Origin of the sequence: Anaerozeibacter quisquiliarum (assembly GCF_051162045.1) — a bacterium.
GTDB lineage: Bacteria > Bacillota > Clostridia > Christensenellales > Aristaeellaceae > Anaerozeibacter > Anaerozeibacter quisquiliarum.
The window spans coordinates 1-12,182 of the sequence record NZ_JBISDI010000007.1; the positions used below are offsets into that span (position 1 = coordinate 1).

Sequence of the window (12,182 nt, forward strand, 5' to 3'; positions counted from 1 at the left end):
CATGATCTGCTCCGCCTTCCCCATCACCTTGTCCGTCGCGCCCGCCACGGCCTTCACTACCTGCCTGCGCGTGCGCTGGTCCATCATCGAAGCCACCGCCCACGCCGACACGCCCGCCAGCGCGCCCCACGCAATGCCCTTGATCCATCCGTCACCCATGATCCGTCCCTCCTTCCGATTCGATCAGCACGTCGCCGCTCGCAAGATTTACCGCGTACCGAGTGACCCATTGCCGGCCCGTGAACAGGTCGTCGAAGTAGCCCCGGGACAGCTCGAGCGCCTTTACTTCCAGCGTCTCCTCGTCCAGCAGAGCGCCGGTCACCGCGCCCACGCGGCAGCCGTCGCTCGTGCGGGCGCGCCGCAAGGCGTTGTCCTTGGGCCGCGCGCGCTTGCCGAAGTCGTCCACCAGCACCGAGACCTCGCCCAACAACCGGACCGCATGCCTGCCGATGCGGCGCGTGCCCGAGAAGCCGCCGTCCACGTACAGTGCGTTCATCCGCGCGAGCGCCTCGTCCAGTTCCACGTTCGTCACATGGCCGATCGGCTCGCCGTTCATCAACACCGGCCGGCCGATCAGCGCCTTCATGTTCCTCAAAAAATCGCCTCCACGCACATGGCCGGACAATGGGTCCTGAGTGGTCTGACAGCCACGGTAGCCGCGGTATCTTGCGGATCTTTTTCCGTCCGGCCGCGTCGCCTTCCGCTTGACGTAGCGCTGCTACGCCTGCGCTCCAGTTCCTTGCCGGACGAAAAAATTCCTCGCAATCTCCCGCACCTCCTGTGATCGTCAGACCACTATTATTGTGCGCCGTGGACGGCGAAGCTATGGTGGTAATAATTCTTGCCGCTGAGCGATCAACCAATTTTTGTCATGTCCGGAGCCGGTTCAGCCAGTCCAGAAACCTCGGTTCGGGTTCAGCTTGAAAGGTCATGTGTTCGCCGGTCGTGGGGTGCAGGAACCCCAGCCGGCAGGCGTGCAGCAGCTGCCCCCCTTGGACCGGATGAGGCGATTTCTTCGGCCCGTACACCGCATCGCCCAGCACCGGGTGGCCGATCGACGCCATGTGCACCCGGATTTGATGGGTGCGCCCGGTCTTGAGCCGCGCCTCGATCAGGCAGGCCCCGCGCAACCGTTCGAGCACGGTCCAGTCGGTGATCGCCTCGCGCCCGCCTGACACGACCGCCATTTTCTTGCGATCCGACGGGTGCCGGCCGATCGGCGCGTCTACCCGGCCGGTTTCCTCGCGCGGGTTGCCGATCAGGATCGCGCGGTAGGCGCGCTCGAGCGAATGGGCCCTGATCTGCTCGGACAGAATCACATGGCTGCGGTCGTTCTTGGCCACGAGCAGCAGGCCCGACGTATCCTTATCGATCCGGTGCACGATGCCGGGCCGGATCTCGCCGCCGATGCCCGACAGCCCCTCGAGGTGGTAGAGCAGCGCGTTGACCAGCGTGCCGTCCCAGTTGCCGGCGGCCGGATGCACCACCATGCCGCTGGGCTTGTCGATCACCGCCAGGTCGCCGTCCTGATAGACCACCTTGAGCGGCAGCGGCTGCGCCTCGGCGCGTGCCGGCGTCGCCTCGGGCGCCTCGAAGGCCACCTTCATGCCGGACCGCAGCATCAGCCCGGACTTTGCCGGAGGCCGGCCGTCCACCGTGCACGCCCCGGCCTTAATCAGCGCCGCCGCGCGCGAACGGGTCACGCCGGTGTTTTCCGAAAGGTATACGTCCAAGCGCATGCCCGCGCATGCCTCGTCCACGTTCCAGATCACGCCGCACGCCCCTTCTTGTCGCCGATCAGCATGCCCGACGCCGCCAGCACCGTGCCCGCGCTGACCAGCACGTCGGCCAGGTTGAACACCGCGAAGCGCATGAAGGTCAGCTCGATGAAGTCGATCACGTAGCCGTAGACGAGCCGGTCGATCAGGTTGCCGAGCCCGCCGGTCGCCACGAGCAGCAGGCCCCAGCGCGTTAGCCGGTTCAAACCCTTGGCCCGAAATAGCAGCGTCAGCACCACGGCGATCATCACGCCGTTGACCAGCGCCAGCGCCCAATTGTTGCCTGAGAGCATCGAAAACGCCGCGCCGGTGTTGCGCGCGTAGGTGAAGCGGAACAGCCCCGGCAGCGCGTCCGTCGTACCGATCGGCTGTAAAATGCGTTCGGCCCACAGCTTGGTGAGCCGATCGACCAACAGCATTATCGCAGGCCCTATCCACCAGTTTTTCTCCATGAATCGCTCCTTATGTGAATTATGACCGGCTCTTGACCACCTTCACGACCTCGGCGAGAAAGTCGCCGATCAGCGGGATGTTGTGGGTGACCACGCGCTGCAGAATCACCACCAGCACCGCGCCCAGCAGCGTGAACCCGACCGCCATACCCAGCCCGTGCATCACGCCCGCGAAAAAATTGACGGTGAAAAACCGGCGCTTGTCATTTACGTAGCGCAGATAGTCCGTCAGCCGCATCCGCTCAAACCGCCCGGCGATCTGCTCCAGCCGGTCGATCATCTCTTCTTTCAAATGGGGCCGCCTCCAGCAAAGGTCTCCCCCATATTGTGCCACGCGGTCGTCCTTCCATTCAGCGGAACGACCAAAACCCTGCCGCGCGCGGCAGGGTTTGATGAGGTGCAAAACCTATTTGCCGTACAGCAGCTTGAGCTGCTCCTGCAAAAGGCCGATGAACAGCGCCTTGTGCTGCGTGACCGCCTGCTTGATCGCGTCGAGCTGCGCCTTGTTCTGCTCGGTCTCCTTGCGCAGGTTCTCGCGCACCTCGTCGGCCTCGCGCTGGGCGTCCGCCTTGAGCGTGTCGGCCTGCCGTTCGGCCTCAGCGACGGTCTGCGTGGCCTGCTGCTCGGCTTCGGCGACCGCCTGCTCGGCCTGCCGCCGGGCTGCGGTCAGCGACTCCTCCGACTGGCGCTCGGCGTCGGACACCGTCTTGTCGGCGATGCGCTGGGCGGTCATCAGCGCCTCGCGCATCGTGGCCTCCAGGTTTTTAAAGTAGCCCGAGTCGTTCACCGAGGGTTCGGCGGCCTGCTGAACGGCTTCGGCCTCGGCCTGCGCCTGGCTCAGCGCCTCCGCGCGCGCCTGTGCCGTCTCGGCGCGCTCATGCGCCTCGCGTCGGCCTTCTTCCGCGCGGGCCTGCGCTGCCTCGGCGCGCGCCTGTGCGTCCTTGGCCTCGTCGGCCTTCCGTACCAACGCGCGGTTTTCGCGGATCAGCGCCTCCATTTGGTCGGCGATCTCGTCCAGAAACTCATCCACCTCGTCCTCGTGGTAGCCGTGCTTCTGCACCGAGAATTCCCGATCGCGAATGTCCTTTACGGTGATCATGCGCACCATCCCTTCAGCGCGGCCAAAAAACCGCGTCACAAATAAAAGGTAGAATAACCCTTATCCATCTTGTATTCGCCATGCATGCGCAAAATCCTCTGCATATAGATGTAAATTTATCCGCCATATACCATCAGTTGAAGCGCCAGGCGGCCCTTGCGCGTCTCCTCGGCTTCATGAAGCAGCTTCGCGCGCCCGTAGCCGCGCGCCGAGATCAGGTCGCCCGCCCGAACGCGCGCGTCCGCGCGGACTTCCGGCACGTGGTTGAGCTTGACGAGCTCTCGCGCGATCAGCCGCTGCGCCTCGGATCGGGACAGGTTGTACGCGCCCGACACCACCGCATCCAGGCGCATCGAGCCGACGGTGATGCGCTTCACGCACCCATCGGGCTCGGCGAGCGGCCCGGGCCCGTCCACGCGCATAAGTTGCAGCTTGCAGCGCCCGGCCCCGGTCAGGTTGCCCTCCAGATAGCGCGCCGCGTCCTCGAGCGCGAACAGGTAGGCGGCATCCTTACCCATCGCGATATCGCCCAAACACGCCCGGTCGAGCCCCAGCGCCATCTCGGCCCCCAGCAGGTCGCGGTGGGCGGCCTCGCCGAAGCGGGCGTCCCAGGCTGCCCGCACGCAGACGACCGGCCAGTCGGCTTCGTCGGGCGCGTCTGCCATGTAGAACGCACAGACCGCGCGCTCGGCGTCCGGGTAGCCGCCGTAAAACGCCGCCTGCACCCCGGCCTCGGCCGCGGCGCGGCGCGCGTGCGCGCGCTCCGCAGGATCCAGAAAACGCGAAAAGCGCGCGTCGCCTCGTTTGAACGCACCGCGCGCCAAATCGGAAAGGTGCTTGAACAGCACGTCGTCCATCTGCTTTAATACCGCCGCCCGTCGTCGTTGGTGCTGGCCACCATCACATTGTTGGGCGCGATCAGGTAGGTCTTCTCCGAGGCTTTGCGCAGCGTGGCCCCCAGCGCGAACGCCGCGCCGCACAGCGTGTCGATGCTGCGCTGCACCGAGCGCTCGTCCATGTCCTCGAGGTTTAAGAGCACCGATTTGCCGTCCAGCAGATCGTTGATTACCTCGCGGCACTCCTCGAGGCTGCGCAGGTAGTAGATGACGGTCTGATGGCCCGCCGGCGGCTGCGGCCGAAGGGGCACCACATTGCCGCCGCGCCCCTCTGCGCCGCCGCGCGGTTCGCGCTCGGCCCTGGGCGGGCGCTGTTGCGCGCGCTCGAACTCGTCCTCCAGCGGGTCGCGGGGCCGCGGTTCGGGCCGGTAGGGCGGCTGACGGTCGCGCGAAAACGCCGCGCCGTAGTCGCCGCGCGGCGTACCGCTTCCGCTTCGGTAATCGGAGCCGTAGCGGGGCGGCGGAGCGCTGCTGTAGGCATCGCGCCGCTGGCGCGCGTCGTAGTCGGGCCGGGCGGGCGAGGCGTAGCGCCCGCCCGCGCGGTCGTCGTAGTCGCGCGCGCGGGACGGCGGCTGCGGCGCGCGCCGACCCTGCGGCGCGCCATAGGTCTGTCCGCCCATGGGCCTCCTGCCTTGGTCGAACTCGTCCTCCTGCTCGTCGTCCACCAGCCCGATGAATTCCAGAATTTTATTGAATCGACCCGCCATGTCTACGCCTCCCGAATTGACCGGCTGCCAAAGATCGCACTGCCCAAACGAACCAATGTCGCGCCTTCTTCGGCGGCAACCACGTAGTCCCCCGACATGCCCATCGACAGCGTATCCATATTGACTTTGGCGATGGCCTCGCCCTGCAAGCGCTCAAACCATGCGCGCATCCGCCGGAAGTAGGGGCGCACCTGCTCGGCGTCGCCCGCGATCGGCGCGACGGCCATCAGCCCCTCGATCGCAATCCCCTTAAGGCGCGCCGCCTTCCGCACAAAGGCAAGCAACTCATCCTCGGGAATGCCGCCCTTTTGCGCTTCGCGCCCAATGTTGACCTGAACCAGGCAGGGCATCGCGCGACCGCGCGCCTGACAGCGCCGGTCGAGCTCCTGCGCCAGCGCCATGCGGTCGAGCGACTGCACCCTTGATACACAATCCACGATGTATTTTACTTTATTCGTCTGCAATTGTCCAATCAATTCGACCGTAAAACCTCGATTTAACGCGGGTAATTTCTGCAAAAGCTCCTGCACCCGGTTCTCGCCGATGCGCGCCACGCCCGCTGCGTAGACCAGATTGACGACCTCCGGCGGCATGGTCTTGGTCACGGCGAGCAGCTCGGGCGCGCCGTAGCGCGCCGACGCCTCGCCAAGCCGCGAGCGGCACCGTGCGACATTCGCCGCGATCTGCGACTCGTTCATCTGTGTCACCTACTTAATCAGCACGCGTTGTCCGACGGAAAGCGTGCCTTCCTTGATCGGCTTGATCAGCGCGTTGCCGCCGCCGCGCGAGAGCACCTCCACCGGGATGAAGGTGCCGCCGCCCGGCACGTCGCTCAGCCACACGCCCTGCTGCCCGGCCTGCTCGGTCAGCGCGCGCAGCGGCACGATCAGCCCCGACAGCTGCGCGCCGATCTCGGCCTTGCCCTTGCGCTGGTTGATTAACGGGCCCAACTCGCCCCGGATCTCCAGTTGCGCCATGACCGCGCCCTCGCTCTTCTGCGCGCGCACCACGGTGCCGGTATAGCTCACGTCGGGGAAGCCGACCATCTGAAACGAGATCGGCTGGCCGCTGACCGGATTCCAGTCGGGATCGCCCGACAGCAGGATGATGTACCACTTGTCGATCGACACCATGCGAAACACATTGGTGGTCAGCCGCGACTTGGCCGCGTCCGGCTTGCGCCCATCCAGTACGGCGCGCACGGTGGCAAGGCCGATCTCTGACAGGTTGTCGGCGCGGAGCTGATCCTCGTAGCCGTCGAGGTAGAAGCTGACCACCCCGGCGCGGGGCGCAACGGCCTTGTTTTGCCACGATTCGATCGCGCCCAAGCGCTTCTTTTCCTCGTCGTAGAGCGGGATCAGCTTCGCATCCTGCAGGTTGGTCTTGCGCAGGTACTCTTGGCGCTCGGCCATCGACGCTTCGAGCTGCCGCTCGAGGTTGAGCAGACTGCCGCTCGCTTTTTGGCGCACCAGCGTCTTGATCTCAAGGGCGTTCGCCTGCACCTTCTGCTCGAGCCGCTCGAGCCCGGCGTCCTTGATGTTGTCGAGTTTCTTTTCGTGGTAGGCGCGGATCAGATTGCGCACCGCGTCGAGCTTGACCATTTCCTTTTCAGAATAACCGGCCGAGTACACGTCGCACACCGGGTCGCCCTCGTTCAGGTGCGCGCCCTCGGCCGCGATGTACACGATGCGGCCCGTGCCCTCGTATCCCTCCACCTGCTCGTCGCGCACGATCACCGCGTCCACGCTGCGCGTATAGTTGGAAAAGCCCTCGGTGACCATGGCCAGCCCCGCCGGCTTGGGAAACAGCTCGCGCAGCACAAAGTACCCGCCGATCAAAAGCAGGACCAGAAACACATAGAACCTGCCCGTGACCCTCTTTCTGCGCATTCGCAATCTCCTTTATCGAGGAACATAATTCTTCACATTATGCTATTATACCCGCTCATGCAATCAAGCGCAACCCAAAAAAGCGCACATACCCGCCAGAACAAGGCGCGATACGGGTGTTTTGGTTGCGCGCGGGTAAATTATCGCGCGCGGGCGGTAGCGATTGACAGCGGTGGGGTAAAATGAGATAATATCAAGCAGTCTGCGAAACCCAAGTCCGCGATATGACGCAAAGGTCTTTTCGTCCGGCGGGGAGCCTTCGCTGCGGCGTAGCGGCGCTACGCCGAGGATTTTTCGGGCGCGAGATGGCGGACATGCCGCCCCCGCCGCGCGCGGGATTTCATCAGCGGTTGCCTGGGAGCGGCGCGGCCGGGCGGAAAAGATCAAGCCGGATCGCGGGGATTGGTTTGCGCAGACTGCTTCAGGAGGGTTCACATGCCTGTGATCGATCGAGTGGCTTTTACGCTGGCGGGCGTTCCTGTTTATTGGTACGGCATCTTGATGGCGCTGGCCATCGCCTTGGCGGTGCTTACGTGCATGGCGCGCGAGCGGCGGCTGGGGCTTGCGCACGACACCACGCTGAACCTTTCGCTGTGGGTGGTGCCGATGGGGCTGATCGGCGCGCGGCTGTACTACGTGCTGTTCTCGCTCGGCGACTACATCAAGAACCCGCTGCTGATCTTCGATCTGCGATCCGGGGGCCTTGCGATCTACGGCGCGGTAATCGCGGGGGTGCTGACGGGCATCGTCTACGCGCGCGTCACCCGCCAGCCGTTCTGGGCGCTTGCCGACCTGGTCGCGCCCACGATCGCGCTGGGCCAGGCGATAGGGCGGTGGGGCAACTTCGTCAATCAGGAAGCCTACGGCTACGCGGTGGCAGATCCCGCGCTTATGTGGTTCCCGATGAGCGTGTTCATCGAGGCCACCGGGCAGTGGCACCTGGCCACCTTCTTCTACGAGTCGGTCTGGTGCCTGCTGCTGTGCGTCGCTCTGCTGATCGCGGAGCGGCGGCGCGCTTTCAAGCGCCGGGGCGATCTGTTTTTGTGGTACGTCATACTGTACGCGCTCGAGCGCGGCCTCGTCGAGGGGCTGCGTACCGACAGCCTGATGCTGGGGGGGCTTCGCGTATCGCAGGTGCTGAGCATGGCGGCCTGCGTCATTTGCGCGATTGTGCTGTGGATGCGAAGAAACACCAAAGACCCGGAAAACGATGGGAGGCCCGTATGAAATGAGAAACCTTACGATGCTCACCGACCTGTACCAACTGACGATGATGTACGGCTACTTCAAGACCGGCCAGACCCGATCAAGGGCGGTGTTCGACATGTTCTACCGCCAGCAATCGGATGAGATGAACTTCGTGATCTTCGCGGGGCTTGAGCAGCTGATCGACTACATCAACGAGCTGCACTTCAGCGAGCAGGACCTCGCCTATCTGCGTTCGTTGGGCCTGTTTGACGAGGACTTCCTCAAGGCGCTCGGCGAGCTGCGCTTCACCGGCGATCTGTATGCGGTGCCCGAGGGCACGGTGGTATTCCCCGGCGAGCCGCTGGTGCGCGTGTCCGCGCCCATCTTTGAGGCGCAGCTGATCGAAACGACGCTGCTCAACATCTTGAACCATCAAACGCTGATCGCCACCAAGGCCCGGCGCGTCGCGCAGGCCGCCGAGGGCACGAGCGTGCTGGAGTTTGGGCTTCGGCGCGCGCAGGGCCCGGACGCCGGGCTGTACGGCGCGCGCGCCGCGGTGATCGGCGGCGCGGACGCAACCAGCAATGTGTTGGCCGGCGAGATGTTCGGTATCCCGGTTCGCGGCACGCACGCGCACAGCTGGGTGATGTCGTTCCCGGACGAGCTGACCGCGTTCCGCGCCTACGCGCGCTGCTTCCCGGCCAGCTGCCTGCTGCTGGTGGACACCTACGACACGCTGAAAAGCGGCATGCCCAACGCGATCACCGTGTTCCGCGAACTGCGCGCGGCGGGGTACGAGCCCGCGGGCGTACGGCTGGACTCGGGCGACTTGGCCTACCTGAGCCGCGAAGCGCGCCACATACTGGACGAGGCCGGATTCCCGAACGCCAAAATCTGCGCGTCGGGCGACCTCGACGAGGTGCTGATCCGCGACCTGCGCCTTCAGGGCGCCCAGATCGACATCTGGGGCGTGGGCACCAAGCTGATTACCAGCATGGACTGCCCGGCGCTGGGCGGGGTGTACAAGCTTTCGGCCGAGATTGTGGACGGGCGCACGATCCCCAAGATCAAGATCTCCGAGAACCCGGCCAAGGTCACCAACCCCGGCGTCAAGCAGTTGCTGCGCATCTACGACAACCAAAGCGGCCGCGCGCTGGCCGACCTGATCGCGCTCGAGCACGAGCAGTTCGACGAATCGCAGCCGCTGACCATCTTCCACCCGGTCGACACCTGGAAGCGCAAGACGCTGACCGACTACCACATCAAGGTCTTGCAGGTGCCGATCTTCGTGGGCGGCCGCCAGGTGTATGAGAGCCCGTCGCTCGTAGACATTCAGGCGTACGCGAAGAAGGATCTGGGCACCTTCTGGGAGCAGTACAAGCGCATGCTGAACCCGCATGTCTACAAGGTGGACCTGTCGGACGGCCTGTGGATGCTCAAGCAGTCGATGCTGCAAAACAAGAACGGGGCGTCATGAGAAACCCGCTCTCCTTTAGGGTGGGGAACGGAGAAGGCTGCAACGCCTTTGGCGCTGCAGCCCCCCGTCGATCCTTCGCTTGGCCCGGCATCTGCGCCACCCGCTTACAACTGGCCTTGCATCTGCTGGAATTTCTGCCTTGCGGCATCCACTTCGGGCATCGGAGCGTTCTTGGTCGGATATAAGCCCATTTGGCTCATCTTCTCAAAAACGGTGTACTGGTTCTGCACACAGCCGTTGAAGTTGTCGTTCAAGATCGTTCTCAACTGCGGGCAGTTAGCCTCGGGAATGAACGTGCCATAGGTGCTGATCAGGTGCTTTTCCTGGGTCAGCAGATCTTCCATCCTGTCCTGGTCGGTCAGAACACTTTGTCCCATATGATTCTTCACTGAATTACCCTCCTTCTACGCGTGGCTGTTCAGGTACCCGAAGAGCTTACCAAAGCGTTGCCGGTGTTGCTGTGCGAGATTGGTCGCCAGATCGCGAAGAGAAGGGTCTTCGAATGTCTGGGCATAGTGTTCCGCCTTTCTGCAAGCCAGAAACTCGTGCTGCATCTGATCTTCCAGTATGGTCAGGGTCTTGGTCTGAATGGCGTTGTTCGGCATGTTCATTCCCCTCCTTTTTCTGCTCGGGATCGCTCCTAATGTGTCCCAAATCATGCGTATGATGCGAGGTGATTTTTCCCATGCCGGTGGTCACGGGTCTATATGAATCGCGCGGTGTGGTGCGCGTTGCGGTGGACGGCCGCGCAGCGTGCGACATAGGCGCAAAATTTTTCCAAAAGTACCCGCTCGCCGAGGGCGAGGCGGTGGACATCGAGGCATACCTGGGCCGCGTCGCGGCGGCGCAGGCGGAAGCTTGCTACGAGTCGGCGCTGAAGCTTTTGTCACTGAGCGCGCGCACGAGCGCGGAGATCGAAAAAAAGCTGACCCAGCGGGGCTTCGTACGCCCGGCGATTTGTGCCGCGCTCGAGCGGCTGACCGAGGCGCACTTGATCGACGACCGCGCGCTGGCCGAGCGGCTGGTGGAGCTCAAGGCCGAAAAGCCGGTTGGGCGCTACGCGCTCAAGCAAAAGCTGCGCGCCAAGGGCGTGAGCGACGAGGATGCACAGGCGGCTCTCGAACAGCTCACCGATGAGCAGCAGCGCTCCGCCTGCCGTCAAATGGCCGAGAAGCTCTACCCGCGCTATCGGGACATCGGCGCGCGCGCGGCGCGCGCGAAGCTTAGCCAGGCGCTCGCCCGGCGCGGCTTCTCCTGGGACGCGATCGGCGCGGCGGTCGACGCGCTGTTGAGCGCGGACGACGACGAATGGTAGAACCCGGCGGCGGTTCGTGATATAATGGTCAAAACAAATGAAGCGGGGGCGCGCATTATGAAGGCGGTCATGTATGGCGCAGGCAACATCGGGCGCGGGTTCATCGGGTACCTGTTTAGCAAATCGGGCTATGAAGTGACCTTCATCGACGTGGCCGAGCCGGTGGTTCATGCGCTGAACCGCGACCGCGCCTACCCGGTGCGGGTGGTCTCGAGCGAGGGCTACGAGGAAGAGATCGTCTCAGAGGTTAAGGCAGTCAACGGCCGCGATGAGAACGCCGCCGCCGAGGCCATCGCCGAGGCCGACGTCATGGCCACCGCAGTGGGCGTGAACGTCATGGGGTTCATCGCACCGGTCATCGCGAAGGGGCTCAAACTGCGCCGCGCGCGCGCGCGCGCCCCGCTCAACATCATCATCTGCGAGAACCTGATCGACGCCAATCACGTGTTGTCAAGGCTCATCAAGGAGCATCTCGACATGGCTGAGCGCGCCTGGTTTGACGAAAACGTCGGGCTGATGGAGGCCTCGATCGGGCGGATGGTGCCGGTACAGACCCCCGAGATGCAGGACGGCAATCCGCTCAGGGTGTGCGTCGAGCGCTACGGCTTTTTGCCGGTGGACGCCGCCGGCTGCCGGGGCGAGATGCCGCGCATCGCAAACATGGTGCCGTTTGCGCCGTTTGACTTCTACATCCGCCGCAAGCTGTACCTGCACAACTGCGGCCACGCGATCGCGGCCTACCTCGGGCTGCTGCAAGGGCGCAACTACATCTACGAGGTGGCGGAAAACGCCGACGCGCGGCTGATCTGCCAGAGCGCCATGACCGAGAGCGCCATAGCGCTCGCCAAGGCCTACGGCGTCGACCCCGCGCCGCTGCTCGACCACGCGTTCGACCTGCTCGTGCGCTTCGAAAACCGGGCGCTGATGGACACCTGCACGCGCGTGGGTGCGGACACCGTGCGCAAGCTGGGCGCCTCCGACCGGCTGATCGGCGCGGCGCGGCTGTGCCTTGAGCAAGGCGTGACTCCGGCCTTCATCGCGCTGGGCGCGGCGGCGGCGCTGATGGGGCACCTGGACGCCGCCGGCCAGCCGCAATCGCCCGGAAACGCGCGCGCGGCGCTCGAGGCGGTGTCCGGCGTCGGCGCGGACGACCCGCTCGCCGCTCTGATCCTGCCGCTCTACGAGCTGGCCGCCGGCGGGGCCGACCTCGGAGCGCTGCGCCGCGCCGCCGACCGCGCGCGCGTAGCCGCGCGCGGGCCGATCGTTTAATTTACCTCGCCGGTACGATTTCGATCCGGTAGCCGTCGGGGTCGGCGATGAAGTACACGCCCATCGCCTCGTTCTCGAAGCAGATGTGGTCGAAGGCAAATGTCATATGCGT

General features: G+C 64.6%; 15 protein-coding genes and 1 pseudogene. 4 read left to right on the forward strand and 12 right to left on the reverse strand.

The window, feature by feature from the left end:
• Nucleotides 1–151: 151 nt before the first annotated feature.
• The 9 genes from ACH6CV_RS04150 to ACH6CV_RS04190 all read right to left on the reverse strand — a co-directional run bounded on the left by ACH6CV_RS04150 (nt 152) and on the right by ACH6CV_RS04190 (nt 6,821).
• The gene (locus ACH6CV_RS04150) at nt 152–595 is read right to left on the reverse strand and encodes a hypothetical protein (protein ID WP_456356905.1); all 444 of its coding nucleotides are present in this window, start codon (nt 593–595) and stop codon (nt 152–154) included.
• 274 nt (nt 596–869) lie between these two features.
• On the reverse strand, nt 870–1,739 hold the full coding sequence (locus ACH6CV_RS04155; protein WP_456357025.1) for an RluA family pseudouridine synthase: 870 nt from the start codon (nt 1,737–1,739) through the stop codon (nt 870–872).
• Between the two features lie 29 nt (nt 1,740–1,768).
• Nucleotides 1,769–2,230 (reverse strand): signal peptidase II, encoded by a 462-nt coding sequence (gene lspA / locus ACH6CV_RS04160; RefSeq protein WP_456356906.1) that lies wholly within the window; start codon nt 2,228–2,230, stop codon nt 1,769–1,771.
• Nucleotides 2,231–2,249: 19 nt separating this feature from the next.
• A complete protein-coding gene (locus ACH6CV_RS04165) occupies nt 2,250–2,522 on the reverse strand; it encodes a DUF5665 domain-containing protein (protein WP_456356907.1) in 273 nt (90 codons plus the stop codon).
• Nucleotides 2,523–2,636: 114 nt separating this feature from the next.
• Entirely contained in the window at nt 2,637–3,329 is a 693-nt protein-coding gene (locus ACH6CV_RS04170) for a DivIVA domain-containing protein (protein ID WP_456356908.1), read from the reverse strand.
• A gap of 116 nt (nt 3,330–3,445) precedes the next feature.
• Nucleotides 3,446–4,186, reverse strand: coding sequence for a YlmH/Sll1252 family protein (locus ACH6CV_RS04175; protein WP_456356909.1), 741 nt, complete (start codon nt 4,184–4,186; stop codon nt 3,446–3,448).
• A 5-nt stretch (nt 4,187–4,191) separates the two neighbouring features.
• Complete coding sequence (gene sepF, locus ACH6CV_RS04180; RefSeq protein ID WP_456356910.1) at nt 4,192–4,932, reverse strand: cell division protein SepF; 741 nt, start codon at nt 4,930–4,932, stop codon at nt 4,192–4,194.
• A gap of 2 nt (nt 4,933–4,934) precedes the next feature.
• Complete coding sequence (locus tag ACH6CV_RS04185; protein WP_456356911.1) at nt 4,935–5,630, reverse strand: YggS family pyridoxal phosphate-dependent enzyme; 696 nt, start codon at nt 5,628–5,630, stop codon at nt 4,935–4,937.
• A gap of 9 nt (nt 5,631–5,639) precedes the next feature.
• Nucleotides 5,640–6,821 carry an HlyD family efflux transporter periplasmic adaptor subunit gene (locus ACH6CV_RS04190; RefSeq protein WP_456356912.1) on the reverse strand — a complete coding sequence of 394 codons (1,182 nt, stop codon included), beginning with the start codon at nt 6,819–6,821 and terminating at the stop codon, nt 5,640–5,642.
• 435 nt (nt 6,822–7,256) lie between these two features.
• Between ACH6CV_RS04190 and lgt the strand changes: the two genes are divergently transcribed.
• On the forward strand, nt 7,257–8,048 hold the full coding sequence (lgt, locus tag ACH6CV_RS04195) for a prolipoprotein diacylglyceryl transferase (protein ID WP_456356913.1): 792 nt from the start codon (nt 7,257–7,259) through the stop codon (nt 8,046–8,048).
• 1 nt (nt 8,049) lies between these two features.
• Nucleotides 8,050–9,486, forward strand: a complete 1,437-nt coding sequence (locus ACH6CV_RS04200; protein WP_456356914.1) for a nicotinate phosphoribosyltransferase — start codon at nt 8,050–8,052, stop codon at nt 9,484–9,486.
• Nucleotides 9,487–9,590: 104 nt separating this feature from the next.
• On the opposite strand, the gene ACH6CV_RS04205 is transcribed toward ACH6CV_RS04200, so the two are convergent.
• Nucleotides 9,591–9,875 (reverse strand): spore coat protein, encoded by a 285-nt coding sequence (locus tag ACH6CV_RS04205; protein ID WP_456356915.1) that lies wholly within the window; start codon nt 9,873–9,875, stop codon nt 9,591–9,593.
• A 15-nt stretch (nt 9,876–9,890) separates the two neighbouring features.
• Entirely contained in the window at nt 9,891–10,091 is a 201-nt protein-coding gene (locus tag ACH6CV_RS04210) for a hypothetical protein (protein ID WP_456356916.1), read from the reverse strand.
• A gap of 80 nt (nt 10,092–10,171) precedes the next feature.
• Between ACH6CV_RS04210 and ACH6CV_RS04215 the strand changes: the two genes are divergently transcribed.
• Together ACH6CV_RS04215 and ACH6CV_RS04220 are read left to right on the forward strand one after the other, a co-directional pair.
• The gene (locus ACH6CV_RS04215; protein WP_456356917.1) at nt 10,172–10,801 is read left to right on the forward strand and encodes a regulatory protein RecX; all 630 of its coding nucleotides are present in this window, start codon (nt 10,172–10,174) and stop codon (nt 10,799–10,801) included.
• A 57-nt stretch (nt 10,802–10,858) separates the two neighbouring features.
• Nucleotides 10,859–12,070, forward strand: a complete 1,212-nt coding sequence (locus ACH6CV_RS04220; RefSeq protein ID WP_456356918.1) for a mannitol dehydrogenase family protein — start codon at nt 10,859–10,861, stop codon at nt 12,068–12,070.
• A 1-nt stretch (nt 12,071) separates the two neighbouring features.
• Here ACH6CV_RS04220 and ACH6CV_RS04225 read toward each other — a convergent pair.
• Nucleotides 12,072–12,155 (reverse strand): annotated as a pseudogene (locus tag ACH6CV_RS04225) (lactoylglutathione lyase); the annotation flags it as partial.
• Nucleotides 12,156–12,182 lie beyond the last annotated feature (27 nt).